Source organism: Kitasatospora sp. NPDC053308 (assembly GCF_055585785.1).
Window position 1 is genome coordinate 108,074 of sequence record NZ_JBVJJY010000010.1, and the last position, 23,206, is coordinate 131,279.

18 protein-coding genes are annotated in these 23,206 nt (G+C 73.8%); 12 read left to right on the plus strand and 6 right to left on the minus strand.

Going from position 1 to position 23,206, the window contains the following annotated elements:
- Positions 1–2: 2 nt before the first annotated feature.
- Positions 3–4,013: an amino acid adenylation domain-containing protein gene (locus ACZ6Y7_RS22860; protein ID WP_465759767.1), complete on the minus strand. Its 4,011-nt coding sequence runs from the start codon at positions 4,011–4,013 to the stop codon at positions 3–5.
- 291 nt (positions 4,014–4,304) lie between these two features.
- Between ACZ6Y7_RS22860 and ACZ6Y7_RS22865 the strand changes: the two genes are divergently transcribed.
- The 5 genes from ACZ6Y7_RS22865 (at position 4,305) to ACZ6Y7_RS22885 (ending at position 9,950) form a co-directional block, all read left to right on the plus strand.
- Positions 4,305–5,051: a GNAT family N-acetyltransferase gene (locus ACZ6Y7_RS22865; protein ID WP_465759768.1), complete on the plus strand. Its 747-nt coding sequence runs from the start codon at positions 4,305–4,307 to the stop codon at positions 5,049–5,051.
- 251 nt (positions 5,052–5,302) lie between these two features.
- Entirely contained in the window at positions 5,303–6,565 is a 1,263-nt protein-coding gene (locus tag ACZ6Y7_RS22870; protein WP_402217386.1) for a MurT ligase domain-containing protein, read from the plus strand.
- A gap of 46 nt (positions 6,566–6,611) precedes the next feature.
- Positions 6,612–7,340 carry a type 1 glutamine amidotransferase gene (locus tag ACZ6Y7_RS22875; RefSeq protein WP_402217383.1) on the plus strand — a complete coding sequence of 243 codons (729 nt, stop codon included), beginning with the start codon at positions 6,612–6,614 and terminating at the stop codon, positions 7,338–7,340.
- Between the two features lie 375 nt (positions 7,341–7,715).
- Positions 7,716–8,741 carry a 6-phosphofructokinase gene (locus ACZ6Y7_RS22880; protein ID WP_465759769.1) on the plus strand — a complete coding sequence of 342 codons (1,026 nt, stop codon included), beginning with the start codon at positions 7,716–7,718 and terminating at the stop codon, positions 8,739–8,741.
- A gap of 201 nt (positions 8,742–8,942) precedes the next feature.
- Positions 8,943–9,950: a 2-hydroxyacid dehydrogenase gene (locus tag ACZ6Y7_RS22885; RefSeq protein WP_465759770.1), complete on the plus strand. Its 1,008-nt coding sequence runs from the start codon at positions 8,943–8,945 to the stop codon at positions 9,948–9,950.
- 6 nt (positions 9,951–9,956) lie between these two features.
- Here ACZ6Y7_RS22885 and ACZ6Y7_RS22890 read toward each other — a convergent pair whose 3' ends face one another.
- Positions 9,957–10,961, minus strand: coding sequence for an NAD-dependent epimerase/dehydratase family protein (locus tag ACZ6Y7_RS22890; RefSeq protein WP_465759771.1), 1,005 nt, complete (start codon positions 10,959–10,961; stop codon positions 9,957–9,959).
- Positions 10,962–11,161: 200 nt separating this feature from the next.
- Here ACZ6Y7_RS22890 and ACZ6Y7_RS22895 point away from each other — a divergent pair, with 200 nt between their 5' ends.
- Together ACZ6Y7_RS22895 and ACZ6Y7_RS22900 are read left to right on the plus strand one after the other, a co-directional pair.
- Entirely contained in the window at positions 11,162–12,163 is a 1,002-nt protein-coding gene (locus ACZ6Y7_RS22895; RefSeq protein WP_465759772.1) for a cytochrome c oxidase assembly protein, read from the plus strand.
- A 101-nt stretch (positions 12,164–12,264) separates the two neighbouring features.
- Positions 12,265–12,855, plus strand: coding sequence for a YdcF family protein (locus ACZ6Y7_RS22900; protein ID WP_465759773.1), 591 nt, complete (start codon positions 12,265–12,267; stop codon positions 12,853–12,855).
- 106 nt (positions 12,856–12,961) lie between these two features.
- Here the strand turns inward: ACZ6Y7_RS22900 and ACZ6Y7_RS22905 are convergent, their stop codons facing one another.
- Positions 12,962–15,181: an NADP-dependent isocitrate dehydrogenase gene (locus ACZ6Y7_RS22905; protein ID WP_465759774.1), complete on the minus strand. Its 2,220-nt coding sequence runs from the start codon at positions 15,179–15,181 to the stop codon at positions 12,962–12,964.
- 342 nt (positions 15,182–15,523) lie between these two features.
- Here ACZ6Y7_RS22905 and ACZ6Y7_RS22910 point away from each other — a divergent pair, with 342 nt between their 5' ends.
- Complete coding sequence (locus ACZ6Y7_RS22910; protein ID WP_465759775.1) at positions 15,524–15,829, plus strand: SAV_915 family protein; 306 nt, start codon at positions 15,524–15,526, stop codon at positions 15,827–15,829.
- Positions 15,826–16,170 (plus strand): hypothetical protein, encoded by a 345-nt coding sequence (locus ACZ6Y7_RS22915; RefSeq protein ID WP_465759776.1) that lies wholly within the window; start codon positions 15,826–15,828, stop codon positions 16,168–16,170. The genes ACZ6Y7_RS22910 and ACZ6Y7_RS22915 overlap by 4 nt, the downstream gene beginning before the upstream one ends.
- A 27-nt stretch (positions 16,171–16,197) precedes the next feature.
- Here ACZ6Y7_RS22915 and ACZ6Y7_RS22920 read toward each other — a convergent pair whose 3' ends face one another.
- Complete coding sequence (locus ACZ6Y7_RS22920; protein ID WP_465759777.1) at positions 16,198–16,455, minus strand: hypothetical protein; 258 nt, start codon at positions 16,453–16,455, stop codon at positions 16,198–16,200.
- Between the two features lie 137 nt (positions 16,456–16,592).
- Here ACZ6Y7_RS22920 and ACZ6Y7_RS22925 point away from each other — a divergent pair, with 137 nt between their 5' ends.
- Positions 16,593–16,925, plus strand: coding sequence for a hypothetical protein (locus tag ACZ6Y7_RS22925; RefSeq protein WP_465759778.1), 333 nt, complete (start codon positions 16,593–16,595; stop codon positions 16,923–16,925).
- Between the two features lie 67 nt (positions 16,926–16,992).
- Here ACZ6Y7_RS22925 and ACZ6Y7_RS22930 read toward each other — a convergent pair whose 3' ends face one another.
- On the minus strand, positions 16,993–17,862 hold the full coding sequence (locus ACZ6Y7_RS22930; protein ID WP_465759779.1) for a DMT family transporter: 870 nt from the start codon (positions 17,860–17,862) through the stop codon (positions 16,993–16,995).
- A 494-nt stretch (positions 17,863–18,356) separates the two neighbouring features.
- Between ACZ6Y7_RS22930 and ACZ6Y7_RS22935 the strand changes: the two genes are divergently transcribed.
- Entirely contained in the window at positions 18,357–20,018 is a 1,662-nt protein-coding gene (locus ACZ6Y7_RS22935) for an APC family permease (protein ID WP_465759780.1), read from the plus strand.
- A 67-nt stretch (positions 20,019–20,085) separates the two neighbouring features.
- On the opposite strand, the gene ACZ6Y7_RS22940 is transcribed toward ACZ6Y7_RS22935, so the two are convergent.
- Positions 20,086–21,711: an FAD-dependent oxidoreductase gene (locus ACZ6Y7_RS22940; protein WP_465759781.1), complete on the minus strand. Its 1,626-nt coding sequence runs from the start codon at positions 21,709–21,711 to the stop codon at positions 20,086–20,088.
- A 302-nt stretch (positions 21,712–22,013) separates the two neighbouring features.
- Between ACZ6Y7_RS22940 and ACZ6Y7_RS22945 the strand changes: the two genes are divergently transcribed.
- Entirely contained in the window at positions 22,014–23,186 is a 1,173-nt protein-coding gene (locus ACZ6Y7_RS22945; RefSeq protein WP_465759782.1) for a SchA/CurD-like domain-containing protein, read from the plus strand.
- Positions 23,187–23,206 lie beyond the last annotated feature (20 nt).

The window sequence follows — 23,206 nt, forward strand, 5'->3', positions numbered from 1 at the left end:
CGTCAGCGGCTGTCGCCCGTCCGCTCCAGCGCCCGGATCGCGGTGACGAGTTCGGCCACGCCGTGCTCCTTCAGCACCCCGTAGTGGTCCCCGGTCAGGTCGACCACGGCCGGCGGGGCGGCGGAGTAGCCGGAGCTGCCCTCGATGAAGGAGTAGTCGTCGCCGGCGGCCTTGAAGACGGTCACCGGGGCGTCCAGCCGCCGTTCGGCCAGCTCGCGGAAGCTGTACTCGAACTCGTAGGTCTCGGCGACGACGCCGGTGATCCGGTGGATCAGTTCCTCGTCCAGCTCCGGCAGCGTCCGGTGCACGGAGGCGACGAAGGTGGCCTCGTCCACCGTCTCGGCCAGGCAGCGCTCCAGCTCCGGTCCGCTGATCCGGCCGGTGAACACCCCGAACAGGATGGTCACGTAGGCAGGGTTGGCGTACGAGGCCTCGCGGCCCCACCGGCGGCCGTCGTCCTGACGCACCTTCGGATTGCCGGGGCAGATCAGCAGCAGTTGCTCAACCCGCTGGCCGGCCTGCTCCAGCTGCCAGGCGGCCTCGAAGGCGACCCGGGCGCCGAAGGAGAAGCCCCACAGCGTGTACGGGCCCTCGGGCTGGATCCGGCGCAGCTCGGCGATGTCGGCGGCGGCCATCTCCCGGATGGTGGGGTACGGCGTCTCGCCCTCGTTGATGCCGTGCGCCTGGACGCCGTAGAAGGCGCGTCCGTCGCTCGCCCCGCGGCCGAGCAGGCGCAGGTTCATCGGGTACCCGCCCAGCCCGGGCCAGCAGAACACCGGCCGGCCGGACTCGCCCGGGTGCAGCGGTATCAGCCGGGAGCCGGCGGCCTCCGCCGCGCCGTCGCCGTCGCCCTCGCCGTCCGCGCCGCGGGCCCGCGCGATGCGCGCGGCCAGGTCACCCAGCTTCGGGCACTCGAACAGCACCTGCAGCGGCAGCCTGATGCCGAACTCGCGGTTGATCCGGTGGACCAGGGCCACGGCGATCAGCGAGTTGCCGCCGACGGCGAAGAACTCGTCCGCCACGGACACCTCCTCGTACTTCAGCGCCTGCCCCCAGACCTCCGCGAGCCACCGCTCGTGCTCGGTGCCCGGGGCGACGTACTCGCTGCGGACCCCGGCCGTGCGGACGGCGTCGGAGGCGGCCAGCGCCTTGAGGTCGACCTTGCCGTTCGCGGTGAGCGGCAGGGCGTCCACCACCAGCACCCGGTTGGGCAGCATGTAGTCGGGCAGCAGGTTGGCCAGTTCGTCCTTGACGATCTCGGCCGGTCCCTTCATGTGGACGGTGTCCTCGTGCATGCCCTCGCTGCGGATCTGCTCCTCGCTCACCTTGCCGCCGAGGAAGAAGTACGACGGGCCGGGGGCGATGCCGCGGTCGGCGAGGATCTCGTCGATGCGGCGCGAAGCGGGCAGCGGGTGGCCGGACTTGGAGCTGTAGCCGGAGGACATGAAGCCCAGGCCCAGGCCGTTGCGCTGGAGGTGGTGGAGCTCGGTGCCGAGGGCGATGTACTCCAGCCACTCCTCCTCGGCCCGGCTGACGGCGGTGATGCCGAACGCGGCCCGGGCGTGGACGGCCTGGTTGATCGCGATCACGTGGCGGGGCTCCACCACCGCGTCCGACACCGGCAGCAGCTCGCCGTCGGCGTACCGGTAGAGGCCGCCCGGCAGGCCGTCCACCCGGTCGCCGTGGGCCTGGACGTACAGCTCGGTGCACCCGGCGCGGGCCGGGCCACCGCCCCGGACGACCGCGAAGGCGCCCAGGTAGTGGTCCTCCCCGGCGACGTCCAGCCGGTCCTTGACGGCCGGGTCGAGCCCGATCGGGCGGACGTCCAACCCGTACTCGGGCAGCACCTCCTCGAAGACGCCGAGCATGTGGCCGGTCTCGAACTCCAGCACCTCGCGGATGTTGTTCCGGTAGACCGGCTCGATGGCGCCGTGCTTCCCGGAGAAGTGCAGCGTCAGGTACGCCTCCTCGCGGGCCTCGGCGGGGCCGATCCGGACCAGGGCGTGCTCGGCCGGGTGGTAGTAGTACAGCCCGGCCGCGAGCCCGTCCAGGCCGCCGGTCTCCAGGTAGAGCTGGGTCGCGTACAGCGCGCCCGGCGAAGCGTAGGCGTACTTGGGCAGCAGCCGCTCCTCGCTGTGGAACTGGCCGAACCAGCGCAGCACGCGGCCGAGTTCGGGGAAGCACAGCAGCTCCAGGTCCCGGCCGAAGCCGCCGACCGGGCGCGGGGCGAGCAGCGCGAGGAGGTCCTCACGAGTGACCGGGCCGCCGTCGTAGAAGCGGTAGGTCTTGCGGGCGAAGGCCTCCCGGCGCTGGGCCGCGCTCTCCCGCCGCCCGGGCAGGTCGAGCCGCTCGCGGCCCGCCAGCCGGGCCCGGTCGCGCACGCCGGGGTCGGAGAGCTGGGCCTTGACCTGCAGCTTGCTGGCCTTGGACTGGTGGTGGCCGCCGTGGTTGCCCTGGTCCATCAGGGCGGCCTCGCGCGGGTCGAGTTCGACGCAGGCGACCAGGTCCCGGCGGCCGGTGCCGTCGTCGCCGGTGACGACCGCCGCCGAGCGGCGCACCCAGCTGTGCTCCTCGATGGCGCGGGCGATCTCGTCCAGCTCGACCCGGTAGCCGCGCAGCTTGACCTGGTTGTCGACCCGGCCGGCGAACTGGAGGGTGCCGTCCGGGTTCCACCGGGCGAGGTCACCGGTGCGGTAGAGCCGCTCACCGGGGGCGAACGGGGAGGGGACGAACCGCTCCTCGGTCAGCTCCGGCCGGTTCAGGTAGCCGCGGGCCAGCTGCGCGCCGCCGATGTACAGCTCGCCGACGCCTTCGGCCCCGACCGGCGCCAGTGCCTCGTCCAGGACGAAGCACCGGGTGTTGTCGACCGGCCGCCCGATCGGCACCGAACCGGCGCCGTCGCCGAGCTCGGCCGGGTCGACCACGTGCGCGGTGGCGTTGATGGTGCATTCGGTCGGGCCGTACAGGTTGACCAGCCGCGCGCCGGGCAGCGCGAGGCCCAGCTCCCGGGCGAGCCGCCGGGAGAGCGCCTCGCCGCCGGAGAACAGCCTGGTCACGGTGGTGCAGTCGGTGAAGCCCTCGGTGTCCAGCAGCGCCCGGAGCAGGGTGGGCACGCACTGCAGCGCGGTCACGCCGTGCCGCCGCACGGCGGCGACCAGCGCCTCCGGGTCGCGGTAGAGGCCGGGCGTGCCGGCCACCACCCGGGCGCCGACGGCCGGGGCGAGGATCTCCCACTGGGCGGCGTCGAAACTCATCGGGGTCTTCTGCAGCACGGTGGTCTCGGGGTCCAGGTGCCCGGCGTCGAGCATCCAGCGCAGCTGGGAGACCACCGCGCGGTGCTCGATCATCACGCCCTTGGGGCGGCCGGTGGAGCCGGAGGTGTAGATCACGTAGGCCAGCGACTCCGGCCGCTCCCCCTGCGCGGCGACGTCGGCGGCTTCGGTTTCGCCGGTGCCCTCGGTGTCGCCGGTGCCCTCGGTGTCGCCGGTGCCCTCGGCGTCCTCGGCGTCCTCGGTGCCTTCGGCGACGGCGTGGGTCGCCGGGGCGTCCTCGACGGCGAGGACGGCCGTGCCGGACGGGGCCAGCGCGGCCAGCCGCTCGCGCAGGTGCCCCTGGGTGAGCACGATCCGGGTGCCGCTGTCCTCGATCATGTAGCGGAGCCGCTCCTCGGGGTACTCCGGCGACAGCGGGAGGTAGCCGGCCCCGGCGTACAGCACGCCCCAGGCCGCGGCGACCAGTTCCACCGACGGCTCGACGTACAGGCCGACGCAGGTGTCGGGGCGGGCGCCCAGGCGGCGCAGCTCGGCGCCCAGCCGGCGGGCGGTGTCGGACAGTTCCAGGAAGGTGAGGCGGTGGCCGCCCTCGCCGATGACGGCCGTGGAGGTCGGCCGGGTGCGCACCTGCCGGTCGAGCAGGGCGGTCAGCGAGGTGCCGACCGGGGCGCGGCGGGCGTGCGGGACGGCGGGGGCGGTGGTGGTCTCGGTGCCGGTGGAGGCGGACGGCGTGATGCGCATGGGAAGGGCCTTCGGTACGGGGGAGGGGATCCCGGACTGCTCACGGGAGCGCCGGGCACGGATCCACCGTCGGCCGCCCGCTGTCCCGCCCGCCTGAGGCACCGGTCTGGACCTGTGCCGCGCCCGGCAGGGCCCGGGGCCCCGGTGTCCCGGCGCCGGCCCGGGCGGTCCCGGGCAGGGGTCCCGATCCGGGCCCGGACCGGCCCCGGCCGGTCCCGCTCCCCGCCCGGGCATTCACGCGTTCACGATCACGTAACCGATCGGAAGCGAAGCGTAGGTAGCGTCAGCGGCATGACGGCTTCGCACACTCGCCCCGAACGGCTCTGGCACCGGCCCTTCCGCAGGTCGGACCGCAGGTGCGTCGTGCCCGAGGGCCACGCCGGGCCGCCCGCGCTCGCCGAGGGCCCGTCCCGGGTCGCCCGGCCGCACCCGCACCACGCCCCGCACCCGCAGGACGCCCGGCACACCCCGCACGGCCAGCACGCCCCGCACGCCCCGGCCGGCCGGGCGCCGGAGGCCCCGTCCCGGCTGTCCCTGCCGGACGGGACCGAGCTGCTGCTGCGCCCCGCCGAGCCGTCCGACAAGGCGGCGGCCCTGGCGATGCACGGCCGCTGCTCCCCCGCCGCGCTGCGGCTGCGTTACCACGGCCCGGTCCGCGACGCCGACCGCTACCTCGACCACCTGCTGAACCCCCGGCACGGCCGCAGCCTCGCCGTGGCCGCCCCCGACGGGCGGATCCTCGCCCTCGGCCATCTGATGTGGGACGACGGCGAGGCGGAGCTGGCCGTCCTGGTCGAGGACGCCTGGCAGCGGCGCGGGCTGGGCCTGGCGCTGCTGCGCCGACTGACGGCGATGGCCCGGGCGGCCGGGATCGGCACCGTGTACGCGGTGACCCACGCCGCCAACGCCGGCCTGATCGCCGCGATGCGCCGGCTGCCCGCCCCGCTGGACTTCCGCGCCGACGGCGGCACCCTGGTCATCACCGCCGCCCTGGACGCCGAGGACCCGGCCGTGCGCACCGGCCATCCGGGCCGCTGATCATTTCTTCACCAGATCCTTACCGGGAACCCGGTGGCGGCCGCGGAGCGTCCTCAAGCAGTGCAGGCTCCGTCCGTACACCGCCCTCCTTGACGGCCCGTCAGCCGTCTCCACCACCGCGTCACAGCAGGCGGCGCGGGGTCCGGATCGTCCGGCCGGGCGACGGAGTCGGTAGGCTGACCCCCGTCCCCGCCGCCCGACGGCCCTCGACCGGTCCCGGGCGGTGCCGCAGCAAGGAGGAACCACTGAGCATGGCAGGCACCGAATCGGAGCCCACAGGCGCACGCGACGCCTCGCTGCCGGCCCGCGCCAAGATCGCAGTCACGGCCGGCCGGGTCGCCGCCGCCGTGTCGCGCAAGGCCGGACGCGGGAGCGGCTCGGTGATCGGCGGCAAGGTCGCCCTCAAGCTCGACCCCGACCTGCTGGCCACCCTCGCCGACCACCTCGACGTCGTCCTGGTCAGCGCGACCAACGGCAAGACCACCACCACCCGCCTGATCGCCGAGGCGCTGCGCGCCGCCGGCCCGGTGGTCTCCAACGCCCTCGGCGCCAACATGCCGGCCGGCATCACCTCCGCTCTGGCGGGCGGCACGGAGGCCCGCTTCGGCGTCATCGAGGTCGACGAGAAGTACCTGGCGATGGTCGCCCGCGACACCCGCCCGAAGGCGATCGCCCTGCTCAACCTCTCCCGTGACCAGCTCGACCGCGCCGCCGAGACCCGCATGATGGCGGAGAAGTGGCGCGAGGGCCTCCAGGACACCGAGGCCGTGGTCATCGCCAACGCCGACGACCCGCTGGTGACCTGGGCCGCCTCCTCCTGCAAGAAGGTGGTCTGGGTGGCCGCCGGACAGGCCTGGAAGGAGGACGCCTGGTCCTGCCCCGCGTGCGGCGGTGTGATGCAGCGTCCCGGCGAGGACTGGTTCTGCCAGGAGTGCGGCTTCCGCCGCCCCAACCCGCACTGGGCGCTCCAGGGCACCCATGTGATCGACCCGCAGCGCGGCGCCTGGCCGATCCAGCTGCAGCTGCCGGGCCGCGCCAACCTGGCCAACGCCACCAGCTCGGCCGCCGTCGCCGCCGTGTTCGGCGTCTCCCCGCAGGTCGCCCTGGAGCGGATGCGCTCGGTGGCCGCCGTGGCCGGGCGCTACGACGTCGTCCAGTACCAGGGCCGGGACATCCGCCTGCTGCTCGCCAAGAACCCGGCCGGCTGGCTGGAGACCTTCTCGCTGATCGACGGCCCGCCCGCCCCGGTGATCCTCTCCGTCAACGCCCTCGACGCCGACGGCACCGACACCTCCTGGCTGTGGGACGTCGACTACGAGCGCCTCGCCGGGCACCCGGTCTTCGTGATGGGCCAGCGCAAGCTGGACCTGGCCGTCCGCCTGGAGGTCGCCGGGCTGCAGTTCCACGTGGTGGACACGCTGGAGCAGGCCGTCCGGATGGCCCCGCCCGGCCGGATCGAGGCGATCGCCAACTACACCGCCTTCCAGCAGCTGCGGAAGGTCGTGGCCGGCTGATGCCGCGCCCGCACACCAGTCTTTTCGTGACGGAAGGCCTTCGAGGATGAGTGAGAGCAGCCTGCGCGTGGTCTGGGTCTACCCGGACCTGCTCAGCACGTACGGCGACCGCGGCAACGCCCTGGTCGTGGAGCGCCGGGCCCGCCAGCGCCATCTCAACGTGACCCGGATCGACGTCCGCTCCGACCAGGCGATCCCCACCAGCGGGGACATCTACCTGATCGGCGGCGGCGAGGACCGCCCGCAGCGGCTGGCCGCCGAGCGGCTGCGCGCCGACAGCGGCCTGGTGCGGGCCGCCGAGAACGGCGCGATCATCTTCGGTGTCTGCGCGGGCTTCCAGATCATGGGCCACGAGTTCATCAACGACCTCGGCGAGCGGGAGCCGGGCCTGGGCCTGCTCGACGTCTGGACCCAGCGCGGCGAGGGCGCCCGCTGCGTCGGCGACGTGCTGGCCGACGTCGACCCCCGGCTCGGGCTGCCGCAGCTGACCGGCTTCGAGAACCACCAGGGCGTCACCCACCTCGGCCAGGGCGTGCAGCCCTTCGCCACCGTCAGCGTGGGCCGGGGCAACGGCACCGGTGACGGCACCGAGGGCGCCTGGCGGGACACCGTCTTCGGCACCTACCTGCACGGCCCGGTGCTGGCGCGCAACCCCGCCGTGGCCGACATGCTGATCAAGCTGGCGCTGGACGTCAACGCCCTGCCGCCGGCCGACACCACCTGGTACGACGCGCTGCGCGCCGAGCGCATCGCGGCCGCGACGCGCCCCGCCTAGTCCGCCGGTTCGCCCCGGCTAGTCCGCCGGTTCGCCCCGGCCGGGTGCCCGCGATGCGGTCATCCGGCCCGCGGGCGGCCCCGGACGTACGACAATGGGGCTGCCTACTGCACACCCTCCTCGGCAGCAGGCTGCACTTCCGCGCGGGGGCGCCGACGGCGCCGCTCCCGCGTCGGCTCCTGCCCGGCCGGACCAGGGGCCGTATGCTCGACTTCACGGCCGGTTCAGGACGTTCTGTCCGGATCCGGCCGGTCCTTCACCCCACGGCCGTCTCCCCGCCCCCGCGGCGCGGGAGCGCCCCGCCGCGGTGACGGCTCGTCGTCCCACGCCTGTAGTCCGGCCGTACCTCGGTTCTGCTCGGGAGTTGCAAAGCTAATGCGTATCGGAGTGCTGACCAGCGGCGGTGACTGCCCCGGACTGAACGCGGTGATCCGTTCCGTGGTGCACCGGGGGGTGGTCGACCACGGCGACGAGATCATCGGGTTCGAGGACGGGTGGCGCGGCTTCCTGGAGGGCCACCACCGCCCCCTGACCCTGGACTCGGTGAGCGGCATCCTCGCCCAGGGCGGCACCATCCTCGGTTCGTCCCGGGTCCAGCCGAGCCACCTGCGGGACGGCGTCGAGCGCGCCAAGAAGTACTGCTCGGACCTCGGCCTGGACGCGGTCATCCCGATCGGCGGCGAGGGCACCCTGAAGGCCGCCAAGCTGATGAGCGACGCGGGCCTGCCGATCGTCGGCGTGCCGAAGACCATCGACAACGACATCGCCGCCACCGACGTGACCTTCGGCTTCGACACCGCCGTCTCGGTCGCCACCGAGGCGCTGGACCGGCTGAAGACCACCGCCGAGTCCCACCAGCGGGTGATGGTCGTCGAGGTCATGGGCCGGCACACCGGCTGGATCGCCCTCAACGCGGGCATGGCGGCCGGCGCGCACGCCATCGTCGTCCCGGAGCGCCCGTTCCACATCGACAAGCTCACCGCCGTCGTCCGCGAACGCTTCGACCGGCAGAAGAAGTTCGCCATCGTGGTCTGCGCCGAGGGTGCCAAGCCCGAGCCCGGCACCATGCACTGGGAAGAGGGCAGCAAGGACATCTACGGCCACGAGCGGTTCACCGGCATCGCCACCCAGCTCTCCCGCGAGCTGGAGCACCGCCTCGGCAAGGAGGCCCGCCCGGTCATCCTCGGCCACACCCAGCGCGGCGGCACCCCGACCGCCTACGACCGGGTGCTCGCCACCCGCTTCGGCTGGCACGCCGTCGAGGCCGTCCACAAGGGCGCCTTCGGGCACATCACCGCGCTGCAGGGCACCGACATCAACCTGGTGCCGCTGGCGGAGGCGGTCGCCGAGCTGAAGACCGTGCCGCAGGAGCGCTACCTGGAGGCCGAGACGGTCATCTGACCGTCCTCCCGCCGCCCCTGCGCGAAGGGCCCCCGGACCGAACGCCGTACGGTCCGGGGGCCTTCGCACGCCTCCGGGCGCGCGCGTCGGCCGGGCCCCCGACCGTCCGGCCCGCTAGCGTGGCCGCCGGGACGCGTCGGAACGCATCGGCACCGATCGGAAGGCGTCGGAACGCGTCGGAGCCGACTGGAGGGACCGCCCGTGGAGATCCTCGCGTACGGGGTGCAGGCCGACGAACGGCCGCTGCTGGAACGGGCCTTCGCCGGCCGGCACGGGCTGCGCTGCCTGGACGTGTTCCTGAACCGGGACACCGCGCCGCTGGCAGCCGGTTACCCGGCGGTCAGCAGCAGCGTCAACGCCGTGCTCGACGCCGAGGCGCTCGCGGTCCTGGCCGCCGGCGGCACCGAGCTGATCGCCCAACGCTCCACCGGCTTCAACAACATCGACCTGGAGGCCGCCGCCGGACTCGGCCTCACCGTGGCCCGGGTGTCCCACTACAGTCCGTACGCCGTCGCCGAACACGCCTGGGCCCTCGCGCTCGCCGTCAACCGCCGCCTCACCCGCGCCGCCAACCGCACCCGGGAGTTCGACTTCCGTCTCGACGGCCTGCTCGGGCGGGACGTCCACGGGATGACGGTCGGCATCATCGGCACCGGCAAGATCGGCGAGTGCTTCGCCCGGATCGCGGCCGGCTTCGGCACCGAACTGCTCGGCTGGGACATCACCCCCAACCCCGCCTGCCTCGCCCTCGGCACCACCTACACCGAACTGCCCGAACTCCTGAGCCGCGCCGACCTGGTGAGCCTCCACGTCCCCCTGCTCCCGGCCACCCACCACCTGATCGACGCCGCCGCCCTGGCCCGGATGAAGGACGACGCCATCCTGGTCAACTCCAGCCGCGGCGGCCTCATCGACAGCGCGGCCCTGGTCGAGACCCTGCGCGCCGGACGCCTCTCCGGCGTCGGCCTCGACGTGTACGAGGAGGAGACCGGCCTCTTCTTCACCGACCGCTCCATCCAGGGCATCACCGACGACGTGCTCGCCCGCCTGGTCACCTTCCCCCAGGTCCTGGTGACCAGCCACCAGGCCTACTTCACCCGCACCGCCGTCGGCCAGATCATCGAGGCCACCGCCCGCAACATCGACGACTTCGCCGCCGGCCGCCGCAACGAGAACACCCTGGTCCCGGCCGGCCCGCCGGCCTCCTGAGGGCCCTCAGCCGGCCCGCGGCGGCCCGGCGAGCCCGAGGGCGGAGCGGTACCAGGCGGCGGCCTCCGGAAGGCGGGCGAGCGGGCCGGGGCCGGGCGGGCAGGCGGCCAGCCGCCAGACCTCCTCGCTGCGGTACCAGTGGTCCCGGGCGATCAGGGCGAACTGCCGCTCGGAGACCCGTCCGGGCACGGCGGCCAGCAGCCGGCGGCACTCCTCCCACGGGACGTCCGGCACCTCCGGGCCGTCCAGCGCGGGCAGCAGGCCGAGCGCGGCCAGGGCGGCGAGCAGGTCCCCGGCGCGGACGGGCTCGGGGTGCGAGGCGTGGTGGATGCCCGGCGCGGCGGCGTGCTCGTCCAGCGCGAGCGCGGTGATCAGCCGGGCGAGGTCGGCGCGGTCCACGACCGACAGCCGGGCCCGGCCGCCCGCCCAGCGGACCGGCACCCGGTGGACCAGCTCGGCCAGGGCCGGCACCACCCAGCGGTCGCCCGTCCCCGTCACCAGCCCGGGGCGCAGCACGAGCGCGCCGGCGTCCAGCGCGTGGCGCTCGCCGAGCAGCCGGGTGCGGCTGGCCTCGGACAGCGGGGCGGGCGGCACCTCGTCCACCGCGATGCCCGCGTGCGGACCCTCGCCGTACACCGCCGTCGTGGAGAGGTGGACGATCCGGCGCACGCCGGCGCGGCCGGCGGCAGCCATCACCGCGGCGGTGCCGCGGACGTTCGCCGCCTCGCACTCCTCGGCGCAGCCGTCCACCCGCGAGGCGAGGTGGACCAGCACCCCGGCCCCCTCGCAGAGCTCGGTCAGCCCGGCGCCCTCGGCGAGGTCGCCCGGCACCCAGGCCGTCCCGGGAGCGGCGTTCTCCGGCTCCCGGCGGGCCAGCGCCCGCACCGGGACACCGCGCGCCGTGAGGGCCGCCAGGACGGCGGACCCGATGAAGCCGGTCGCCCCGGTCAGCGCGACCACCGGGTCCGCCACCGATCCTCGTCGCTCCGCCGTACGTGGTTCCGTCGCCATGCCGGGCCTCCCTGCCGACCGGCCGGTCAGTCTAGCCAGCGGGCCGCCCGGTGGGGAGACACCCGTACGGAGGGGGTGGGGCAGGGCCCGGGGTAAGGCCCACCTAGGCTGTATGCCAAGCAAAACGGGCGAACCGGACCCGAACCCGGGGCCACGAGGACGGAAAGCAGGACCCGCCGATGGGCGACGGAATGTCAGGCATGCACCACCACGGAGGGATGACCCAGCTCGGCCCGTTCACCTCCTCCAGCCTCTGGACGTGGTCCCCGGACTGGCCGTTCCTGCTCGGCGGCCTGGTCGCCCTGGGCCTCTACGCGGCGGGCGTGGTCCGGCTGTACAGGCGCGGCGACCGCTGGCCGGTCGGCCGGATGGTCGGCTGGACGGCCGGCGTCCTGAGCATGCTGCTGGTGACCTGCACCGGGCTGAACGACTACGGCATGGTGCTGTTCAGCGCACACATGATCCAGCACATGGTGCTGTCCATGCTGACGCCGATCCTGCTGCTGCTCGGCGCCCCGATCACGCTGTCCCTGCGGGCGCTGCGCCCGGCCGGCAAGGGCCGCCCGCGCGGGCCGCGCGAGCTGCTGGTGGCGCTGCTGCACAGCCGGTACGTCAAGGTGGTCTCGCACCCGGCGTTCACCATCCCGCTGTTCATCGCGAGCCTGTACGGGGTCTACTTCACCCCGCTGTTCGACTTCCTGATGCAGTACCGCGCCGGGCACGTCTTCATGATGGTGCACTTCCTGTTCACCGGTCTGGCCTTCTTCTGGCCGATCATGGGGGTGGACCCGGGCCCGCACCGTCCCGGACACGTGATGCGGATCATCGAGCTGTTCATGGGGATGCCGTTCCACGCCTTCTTCGGCGTGGCCGTGATGATGGCCGGCCACCCGCTGGTCACCACGTTCACCGCCGAGGGCGCGCCGCCCGGGACGAACCTGCTGGAGGACCAGAAGCTGGCCGGCGGGATCACCTGGGCGTTCGGCGAGATCCCGACCGCGATCGTGCTGATCGCCCTGGTGTACCAGTGGATGGGCTCCGAGCAGCGGCAGGCCCGTCGCCGCGACCGCGCCGAGGACCGCTCCGGGGACGCCGAGCTGGAGGCGTACAACGCCTACCTGGCCTCGCTGCACAAGCGCGACCGCCGCCCGGGCTCCGAAGCCCCGGCCGCGCCCGCCGCGCCCGCGACGGAGGCCGGCTGACCACGGCGGCGCCCCCACCGGGACCGCACCGGAACCCACGTTCCCGAGAACCCCCGTTCCCACCACGGAACGGGGGTTCCGCCGTACGCGTTCGAACAGACATGCACGCCCTGCTGATCGTCGCCGTCCTGCTCTGCGGGTCCGCCCTGCTCTGGCTGCTCGGCTTCCTCGGCTTCGCGCTGCGGCACGGACGCCGCCGGTCCGCCGCCGTCGGCTCCGACTACCTGGTCGTCCTGGGCGCCGCCCTGGACGGCTGCGAGCCCGGGCCCGCGCTGGCGGCCCGCCTGGAGGCCGCGCTGGACCGGCTCGCCGCCGAGGAGGCCGCCGGCCACACCCCGCTGGTGCTGGTCACCGGCGGCAAGGGCCCGCACGAGCGGTGCACCGAGGCCGCCGCGATGGCCCGGTACCTGGCCTCCCGGGGCGTCCCGGCCGAGCGGATCCGGCGCGAGGAGCGGGCGGTGAACACCGCCGAGAACCTCCGGTTCAGCGCCGCCCTGATGGGCACCGAGCGCCCCGGCTACCGCTGCACGGTGGTGACCAGCGGATTCCACACCGTCCGCTCCGCGCTCGCCGCGCGCCGGGCCGGCGCCCCCGCCGAGGTGATCGGCGCGGACGGCCCGCTGGCGCACGGCCCGTACCTGCTGCTGCGCGAGGCCGTCGGCACCGCCGTGGCCCTGCTCGGCCGCGCCTGACCCGCCGCGCACCGGACCGGGGCCTGCCCGCGCCCGGAACGCGGGGAGGCCCCCGGGTCCGTGCGAACGGACCCGGGGGCCTCCCGGTGCTTCAGCGGTCCCCGGTTCAGCCGAGGTTGGCGAGCGCCTCGTTGAAGGTCTTCGACGGGCGCATCACGGCCGCGGCCTTGGCCGGGTCGGGCTGGTAGTAGCCACCGAGGTCGACCGGCGAACCCTGGACGGCGATCAGCTCGTCCACGATGGCCTGCTCCTGCTCGGTCAGCGCCTTGGCCAGGCCGTCGAACGCCTGGGCCAGCTCGGCGTCGGCGGTCTGCCGGGCCAGCTCCTGGGCCCAGTACATGGCCAGGTAGAAGTGGCTGCCGCGGTTGTCGATCCCGCCGAGGCGGCGGCTCGGCGACTTGTCCTCGTTGAGGAAGGTGCCGGTGGCGCGGTCCAGGGTGTCGGCCAGCACCTTCGCGCGGGCGTTGCCGGTGCTGGCGGCCAGGTGCTCGAAGCTGGCGGCCAGCGCGAAGAACTCGCCCAGGCTGTCCCAGCGCAGGTAGTTCTCCTTGACCAGCTGCTGGACGTGCTTCGGGGCGGAGCCGCCGGCGCCGGTCTCGAACAGGCCGCCGCCCGCCATCAGCGGGACGACCGACAGCATCTTGGCGCTGGTGCCCAGCTCCAGGATCGGGAACAGGTCGGTCAGGTAGTCGCGCAGCACGTTGCCGGTCACCGAGATGGTGTTCTCGCCGCGGCGGATGCGCTCCAGCGAGAACTTGGTGGCCTCGACCGGGGACTTGATCTCGATCTGCAGGCCCTCGGTGTCGTGCTCCGGGAGGTACCGCTTGACCTTCTCGATCAGCACCGCGTCGTGGGCGCGGGTCTCGTCCAGCCAGAACACCGCCGGGTCGCCGGTGGCGCGGGCGCGGGTGACGGCCAGCTTGACCCAGTCCTGGATCGGCAGGTCCTTGGTCTGGCAGGCGCGGAAGATGTCGCCCGGCTCGACGGCCTGCTCCAGCACCACGTTGCCCTCGGCGTCGACCAGGCGGACGGTGCCGGCCTCGGCGATCTCGAAGGTCTTGTCGTGGGAGCCGTACTCCTCGGCCTTCTGGGCCATCAGCCCGACGTTCGGCACCGAGCCGATGGTGGCCGGGTCGAGGGCGCCGTTGGCGCGGCAGTCGTCGATGACGGCCTGGTACACGCCGGAGTAGCTGCTGTCCGGCAGCACGGCGAGGGTGTCGGCCTCCTGGCCGTCCGGGCCCCACATGTGGCCGGAGGTGCGGATCATGGCCGGCATCGAGGCGTCGACGATGACGTCGCTCGGCACGTGCAGGTTGGTGATGCCCTTGTCGGAGTCGACCATGGCGAGGGCGGGGCCCTCGGCCAGCTCGGCCTCGAAGGAGGCCTTGATCTCGGCACCGTTCGGCAGCGCGTCCAGGCCGGCCAGGATGCCGCCGAGGCCGTTGTTCGGGTTCAGACCGGCGGCGGCCAGGGCAGCGCCGTGGGCGGCGAAGGTCTTCGGGAAGAAGGCGCGCACCACGTGGCCGAAGATGATCGGGTCGGAGACCTTCATCATGGTGGCCTTGAGGTGCACCGAGAACAGCACGCCCTCGGCCTTGGCCCGGGCCACCTGGGCGGCCAGGAAGGTGTTGAGGGCGGCGGCGCGCATCACGGAGGCGTCGACGACCTCGCCGGCCAGCACCGGCACCTTCTCGCGCAGCACGGTGGTGGTGCCGTCCGCGCCGAGCAGCTCGATGCGCAGGGCGCCGTCGGCCGCGATCACGGCGGACTTCTCGGTGGACCGGAAGTCGTTCTCGCCCATGGTGGCGACGTTGGTCTTGGACTCGGGGGTCCAGGCGCCCATGCGGTGCGGGTGGGTCTTGGCGTAGTTCTTGACCGACAGCGGGGCGCGGCGGTCCGAGTTGCCCTCGCGCAGGACCGGGTTGACGGCGCTGCCCTTGACCTTGTCGTAACGGGCGCGGACGTCCTTGTCCTCGTCGGTCTGCGGGTCGTCCGGGTAGTCCGGCAGGGCGTAGCCCTGGGCCTGCAGCTCGGCGATGGCGGCCTTCAGCTGCGGCACGGAGGCCGAGATGTTCGGCAGCTTGATGATGTTGGCGCTCGGGGTCTTGGCCAGCTCACCCAGCTCGGCCAGGGCGTCGCCGATCCGCTGCTCCTCGGTCAGACGCTCCGGGAAGCTCGCGATGATCCGCCCGGCCAGGGAGATGTCGCGGGTCTCCACCCGCACACCCGCGGTCGAGGCGTAGGCCTGGACCACCGGCAGGAACGAGTAGGTCGCCAGGGCCGGAGCCTCGTCGGTGTGCGTATAGATGATGGTCGAGTCAGTCATCGGTACTCCGCTTCACGTCTCCAACGTCTTGACGTCAAGATATCTCGTCACGGGCCCCTCGCTCCACCTCCCCCCGCTCCGGAGCGCGCGCCGGTCCCCTCGGGGGCGCTCCCGCGGACGGCGGGGGTCAGCATCCACGGTCGTCCGAGGCGGGACGCGGGGCAAACGGAGCGTCCCGGGTGACGGGTGTGGTCCACCCGGGTGAGCCCGACGTCAGGAGTGCGTCAACGCACCACCCCATTCGGTCAACGCCGCGTCAGGACCGGCGACGCCGGGGGCGAGCCGCCCTAGCGTCGAGGGAGCAGTTCCGGCAGGAACCACCACCCACCCGGGAGCATCCGCATGGCCCGCGTCGTCTGGCACGTACCGGTCACCACCTCCGGCACCGGCCGCACCACCGCACTCCGCCTGTTCCGCCTGCGCGACGGCCGCCGCTGCGCGGTCGGATTCTCCAGCCCCGAGGGCCTCGTCGCGCTCCTCGGGCCGGGCCAGGCGCACACCGAGCTGAGCGAGCCCGCCCTGCGCGACCTCACCGCCCCGCTCGGGGTGGACACCCTGGTGCTGGACCCGAGGCTGGTCGCCCCGCCCGTCACCGCTCCCGCGGTGACGCCCGCCCCGGCCCCGACCGCACAGCTCCAGCGCCGGTGACGGCCCCGCTCCAGCTCGTCCCGGGCGGCCTGGACGGCCTGGACGGCCTGGGCGCCGAGGCGCACCCCCGCCCGGCCCGTTCCCTGCACGCGATCGCCCGGGTCAGCTACGGCCCCGTCCCGCTGGACTTCGACCGCCTGGCGGCCGAGTTCCCCGCCGTCCAGAGCGGCCTCGCCCTGGCCGGCGAGGTGGACCTGGAGCTCCGCCTCGCCTGCACCGGCCCGGAGGAGTTACGGACGGTCGCCGCCGCGCTCCACCGCGCGGGAGCCGCCAAGGTCCACGTCGACCTGGTCCTGCGCGCCCTCACCCCGGCCCCGGTGAGCCTGCGGCCGGTGCCGTGAGGCGGACCGGCGCTCCGGGCGGGCGGCTCACTCCTGCCCGGGGCGCGGGTCCGGGTTGATCGCCTGGCCGTCGATGGGCTGGCCCCACCCGTCGTCCCCGAGCGCGTCGACGCAGTAGCCGCTGCCCTCGACGTGCCCGCCGGCGTCGCGGCACTGCCCGGCGGTGACGTCCCGGAGCCCGGTCGGTACCGCAACAGCGGCGTCGGCGACCGCGGCCCCGACGGCGGAGAACAGGAGGACTGCCACGGTCGCGGCGGCCGGCCGGGCCAGGTGTGAGCGCTTCATGCCGACCACCCCAGCACGGCCGCCCGCCCGCTGCGACCACAGGACGCCCGCCCGGGTGGCCGCGACGCCTGCGCCCGCCGCGCCGCGACGCCTATGCTCCGGCTCGGAACGTCACTCATCGACGCTGGGGGATCACCATGACCGAGCCCTTGCCGGCCACCGCCCATGTCCGCCTTTCCCGCGCGACCTTCGACCCGAGCCGGTTCGAGGAGGTCGACGCGATGAACACCAGGACGTCGGCCTACCTGATCCCGGCCATCCGACGGCTGCCGGGGCTCGTCCACTTCTACTTCTACGCGGGCGTCTCGCCGGAGGGCTCGGCCGTCCATGTCAGCGTCTGGGACTCCGTCGAGCACGCGCGGCAGCTGGACCACCTGAAGGAGATGGTGGTCGACGCCCGCGCGGAGGCGGAGGCGGTCGGCGTGACGTTCACCCCGATCGTCAACTACCCGGTCGCCTGGACCATCTGACCGGACGGCCGCAGCCGCGGCGGCGCTCCGCCACTGCGGCTGCGGCTCGAACGGTCCGGGCCCGCCGCTAGCCGCGGGCCAGCGCCGCGATCGCGGCCAGCAGCAGCACCGAGCCCGCCACCAGCCCCGCGGTGACGGGCTCGCCGAGGAACAGCACCCCGATCACCGCCGCGGTGGCCGGCTCCAGCAGCACCAGCACCGCCGCCGTCGCGCCCGGGACGGCCGTCAGCCCGGCGAAGTACCAGCGGTAGGCGAGTAGCGTGGGCACCGTGCCGAGGAAGAGCAGGGCGCTCGCGGTCACCGCCGGGTCCCCGGCCGTCGGCAGGACGCCCTGGGCGGCGGCGAGCGGGAGCAGGCAGAGCAGCCCGGTGGTGAAGGCGCCGGTGGAGGCCCGGGCCGAGCCGCCGCCCCGGGCCCAGAGGGTGAGCCCGCTCTGTCCGGCCCCCGCGAGGACGGCCAGGGCGACGCCGAGCGCCGGGCGCGGGCCGGCCGCCGGGGTGGCGACCAGCAGGACGAGCCCGGCGAGGGCCGACGCGACGGCGGCCAGCGCGCGGCGGGTGAGGCGTTCCCCGAGCAGCACGTGGGCGCCGAGGCTGGTGAGCACCGGCCCGGCGCCGATGGTGATCAGGGTGCCCAGCCCCAGGCCCGCGTAGCGCACCGAGCCGAAGTAGGCGCACTGGCTGACGGCCAGGCCGAGCCCGGTCAGCACCGGAGCACCCCACCCGGCCCGGCCCCGCCGCGCGGGGCGGGAGCCGGCCGGCAGCAGGGCCAGGCAGAGCGCCGCGACGCCGAAGCGCCAGCAGGAGACGGCCACCGGGCCGAGGCCGCTGGTGCGCATCAGCAGCGCGGCCACGGCGCCGCCCGCACCCCAGGCGACGGCGGCGGCGGAAATGGACAGCAGGCCGTGCCGGAAGGGCACGGCGGCGTACGAGGTCATGCGTCGTTGCTCCACGATGAGGGCCGGTCGGTGTCCGCGGGGTGCGCGGGCGGCAGTCATCGCCCCGGCTGCGGGCGGGTCCCGCCGGGCCGGGTGGGTGGAGTGGGCCGCCCGCTAGCGGGCCGGCGGGGGAAGGATCACGAGACGCACGGGGCCAGCGTACCGACCCGTCCGACCCGGTGCAGCGGGCCCGGGGTCCGTCTCCACCCGGGCCTGACGCATCGCTATGCAGAAAATGTCATTTCCATGAATCGCCCGGGGCGTCCATGGTGCGGCCGCGGAGGCGAAAGCTCAATCCATGCTCAAATCTTGAACTTACCCTCAAGTAACGTAACAGACGACTGAACACAATGCCTCCTACCAGGACGGATCTCTGGCAAAGAAAGTAAACATTCAGTAATGAAATCTGTGCAGAGCTCTCTGAATAGCCCTACTGTGTGGCAACTCTCCGCGCTCCGTCCATCCCGGAGCCCCCACACACAGAGAGATCGTCCATGGCTTCCCTCAACCAGGTCTCGCCGCCCGGGCAGAGCACCGGCACCGATTCCGGCACCACCAACCGGTCGCTCAAGCGCCACGTGGGCCTCATCGGCCTCATGTGGGCCTCGGTCGGCTCGATCATCGGCTCCGGCTGGCTGTTCGGCGCGAAGAACGCCGTCGTCGCCGCCGGACCGGCGGCCCTCCTCTCCTGGGGCATCGGCGCGGTCGCGATCGTGCTCCTCGCGTTCGTGCACGCCGAGCTCGGCGGGATGTTCCCGGTCGCCGGTGGCACCGCGCGCTATCCGCACTACGCCTTCGGCGGCCTCGCCGGCATGTCCTTCGGCTGGTTCTCCTGGCTCCAGGCCGCGACCGTCGCCCCGATCGAGGTCGAGGCGATGATCGGCTACGCGGGCCACTGGCACTTCGCCAAGAGCTTCCTCAACGCCAACGGCACCCTCACCACCAGCGGCTTCATCGTCGCGGTGCTGCTGATGGGCGTCTTCGTCGCGGTCAACTTCCTCGGTGTGCGGGTCCTGGCGGCCACCAACTCGATCGCGACCTGGCTCAAGATCGGCGTCCCGCTGCTCACGATCCTGGCGCTGTCGATCACCAACTTCCACGCCTCCAACTTCACCTCGCACGGCTTCGCGCCGTTCGGTGCCAAGGGCGTGCTCGCCGCGATCAGCTCCAGCGGCATCATCTTCGCGCTGCTCGGCTTCGAGCAGGCCATCCAGATCTCCGGTGAGAGCCGCAACCCCAAGCGCGACATCCCCCGCGCCGTGCTGGGCTCGGTCGCCATCGGCACCCTGATCTACGTCCTGCTGCAGGTCGCCTTCATCGGCTCGCTGCCGGTCAGCTCCTTCGTCCACGGCTGGGACAAGCTCGACTTCCCCGGCATCGAGGGCCCGTTCGCCGGCCTCGCCACCCTGGTCGGCCTCGGCTGGCTCTCCTGGGTGCTGTACTTCGACGCCATCGTCTCCCCCGGCGGCACCGGCCTGATCTACACCACCTCCACCTCCCGCATCTCCTACGGCCTGAGCAAGAACGGCTACGCGCCGCAGACGTTCGAGAAGCTGGACAAGAACGGCGTGCCGTGGTTCGGCCTGGTCATGTCGTTCATCACCGGTGTGATCTGCTTCCTGCCCTTCCCGAGCTGGCAGGAGCTGGTCGGCTTCATCACCTCCGCCAGCGTGCTGATGTACGCCGGCGCCCCGCTGGCCTTCGGCGCGCTGCGCCGCCGGCTGCCGAACCACGAGCGCTCCTACCGGCTGCCCTTCGGCGAGATCATCTCCCCGGCCGCGTTCGTGGTCTCCAGCCTGATCATCTACTGGTCCGGCTGGCACACCCTGTCCCGCCTGGGCATGGCCATCGTGCTCGGCTACGCCCTGCTCGGCGGCTACGCCTGGTACGCGATCCGCAAGGGCCTGCCGAACGCGCCCCGGCTGAGCTGGAAGTCCGCCCAGTGGCTGCCGGTCTACCTGCTGGGCCTCGGCCTGATCTCCTGGCAGGGCGGCTTCGGCGACGGCACCGGCCGGATCCCGATGTGGTACGACATGGGCGTGGTGGCGGTCTTCGCCCTCGGCATCTACTTCTGGGCGATCCGGGTGGCCCTGCCGGCCGACGCGATCCAGCGTGAGGTCGCCGACGTCGAGGTGGTCGACGCGGGCGGTCACTGATCCCCGGTCCGAACCGTCACGAAGGGCCCGCCGGTCGCAGGACGACCGGCGGGCCCTTCCGCGTGTCTCAGAGCCCCAGCACCGTCCGCAGCGCCACGGCCAGTTCGCCCTCCGGGTCGGGCGCCGGGCCGGGCGAGCGCCAGGCGACGAAGCCGTCCGGGCGGACCAGGACCGCACCCTGCGGGCCGACGCCGTGCAGCGCGGCGAAGTCGGTGCCCGGCTCCGGGGCCAGGTCGTCCTCGGCACCGTCACCGATCCGGTAGGTGTCCAGCGGCATGGCCAGCCGGTCCGCCGCCCGTCGGCCGGCCGGGTGCCAGGCGGCGCCCTCCGGACCGGTGAGCAGCACCATCGCCTGCTCGTACAGGTCCAGCGTGGAGAGCTTCACCCCGGCGCGCCGCAGCCACTGGTGCGGGGCGCGGCTGCCCGGCTCGCCCGTCGACTCGAACTGCTCGGGGACGACGGCGCCCGCCCGGTCCGCGCCGACCACCGCGCCGACCGGGTAGCGGTAGCCGAGCGCCACCGCGAGCACCCCGGCCTGCCGGCCGACGCCCGGCACCACCGCGTAGCCCGGGTGGCTGTGCTCGGCGGAGCGGGCCGAGGCCCGCTCGCTGGTCACCCGGGCGACCGGCCGGCGCTCCTGCTCGTACGTCTCCAGCAGCTGCGGCCCGGCCCAGCCGCACAGCACGGCGGCGAGCTTCCAGGCCAGGTTGTGGGCGTCCTGGATGCCGGTGTTGGAGCCGAAGGCGCCGGTCGGCGACATCTCGTGGGCGGAGTCCCCGGCGAGGAAGACCCGCCCGCTGCCGTAGCGGTCGGCCACCCGCTCGGCGGCGTGCCAGGGCGCCCGGCCGGTCACCTCGACGTCCAGCTCCGGCATCCCGACAGCGGTGCGGATGTGCCGCTCGCAGCGCTCGTCGGTGAAGGCCTCCAGCGGCTCGCCGTGCTCGGGGTGCCAGGGCGCGTGGAAGACCCACTCCTCCTGGTTGTCCACCGGCAGCAGCGCGCCGTCCGCCTCCGGGTTGGTCAGGTAGCAGGCGATGAAGTGGCGGTCGCCGACCGCCTCGGCCAGCCGCTTGGCCCGGAAGGTGATGCTGACGTTGTGGAACAGCTCGCCCTTGCCGCTCTGGCCGATGCCCAGGCGCTCGCGGACCGGGCTGCGCGGGCCGTCCGCCGCGACCAGGAACTCCGAGCGCACCACCCGCTCCTCGCCGGTCTCCCGGCTGCGCAGCACCGAGGTCACGCCGTCGGCGTCCTGCTCGAAGGACATCAGCTCGGTGCTGAACCGGACGTCGCCGCCGAGCTCGCGGGCCGCGCGCTGCAGCACCGGCTCCAGGTCGTTCTGGCTGCACAGGCACCAGGAGCTGGGGCTGAACCGGGCGAGCCGGCCGCCCGGGTCGATCTCGCGGAACAGCCACTCCTGCTCGGCGCCGGTCAGCGAGGGCGCCTGGAGGATGCCGTGGTTGGGGGCGAGGATCGAGGCCGCCTCGCGGATCGCCGGCTCGATCCCGGCCACCCGGTACAGCTCCATCGTGCGGACGTTGTTGCCCCGGCCGCGCGGGTGGTGCGAGGTGTCGGCGTGCTTCTCGACCAGCAGGTGCTTGACCCCGAGCCGGCCGAGGAAGAGTGAGGCCGACAGTCCGACCAGCGAGCCGCCCACGATCAGGACCGGCACCCGGTCGTCGATCTTCGGATTCATCAATTGCTCCACCCTGTAAGGGGATTCCGCGGCCCGGTGACTGGGTTCGGCGCCGCCGTGGAGGGGCCCGCTCCGCCCGGGCCCCGCTCTTCCATCCCCCGCTGCGGGCCCGCTCTGCCGCCCCTTCGCCCGGATGGCCCGCAAATCTCGCGCCGCGCCCGGTGCGCCGCCCACGATCGACCTCAGGCCTGGCGCCGACCGCCCGGGCCGAACCGCCACCGCACCGCCTCCCAGGCCGGGGAGCACCCGCCGGGCACGGCCGACACGGCCCGCGGCGTGCGGCCCAGAGCAGAAAGTGGATCATGACAACTCTGTCCGAACCCCAGCCGAAGCAGCAGGACGAGTCCGACACGCGGCTGCGGGTGGTGCTGATGCTGGAGATCCAGGACGGCGCCCAGCAGCGCTTCCTCGACGTCTACGAGCAGCTGCGCCACCAGGTGGCCTCGGTCCCCGGCCACGTCAGCGACCAGCTCTGCCAGTCCATCAACGACCCGCGGCAGTGGCTGATCACCAGCGAGTGGGAGGACCAGGAGACCTTCCTGGAGTGGGTGGACAGCCCGGCCCACCGCGAGATGGTCAAGCCGATGCACGGCTGCGTCAGCGACAACTTCCGCTCGCTGCGCTACGCCGTCCTGCGCGAGACCTCGGCGGCCGGCTCCACCGGCACCCGGGCCCCGATGGAGGTGCCGCCCGGGCTGCCGCGCACCACGCCCGCCGGGCACGTCGGCCCGCCGAAGGCCGAGCCCGGCCCGGACGGCGTGGTCCGCCACGCGCTGACCTTCACCGTCAAGCCCGGCAGCGAGCCCGAGGTGGCGCGGATCCTGTCCGGCTACGCCTCCCCGAAGGCCGAGGTGGACGAGCACACCCGGCTGCAGCGCACCTCGCTGTTCATGCACGGCAACCGGGTGGTGCGGGCCGTCGAGGTGGTCGGCGACCTGGGCGACGCGCTGCGCCACGTGGCGATGCAGCCCGAGGTGCGGGCCGTGGAGGAGGCCATCAACCCGTTCCTGGAGGAGGCCCGTCAGCTGGGCGACCCGCAGGCCGCCCGGGCGTTCTTCGCCAGGGCCGCGCTGCCCGCCAAGCACCAGGCGATCGCCAGCGCCCCCGCCTCCGGCCGGCTGCACCGGCACGCCGTGCTCTACCCCGTCCGCCCCGGCCAGGGGCAGGCCGTGGCCGAGCTGCTGGCCGAGTACGACAACCTGGCCACCGCCGACCCGACCGGGCCGGTCGCGGCGAGCACCGTCTTCCAGCGCGAGGACGTGGTGGTGCGCCTGGTCGACCTGCGGGTGCCGGCCGAGGCCGACCCGGCGGCCGCCCTGGGCGTCGCGGACGACCACGAGGCGGCCGTGTTCGGCCGGCTGCTCGACCTCGGACCCCAGGGCGACCTGCGCACCGTCGCCGGGCTCGGCGCCTTCCTCGCCGCCCGCGCCATGAACCCGGTCACCGACCGCAGCTCCGACCCCCGCCAGCCCTGACGTTCCGTCCACTCCCGAGC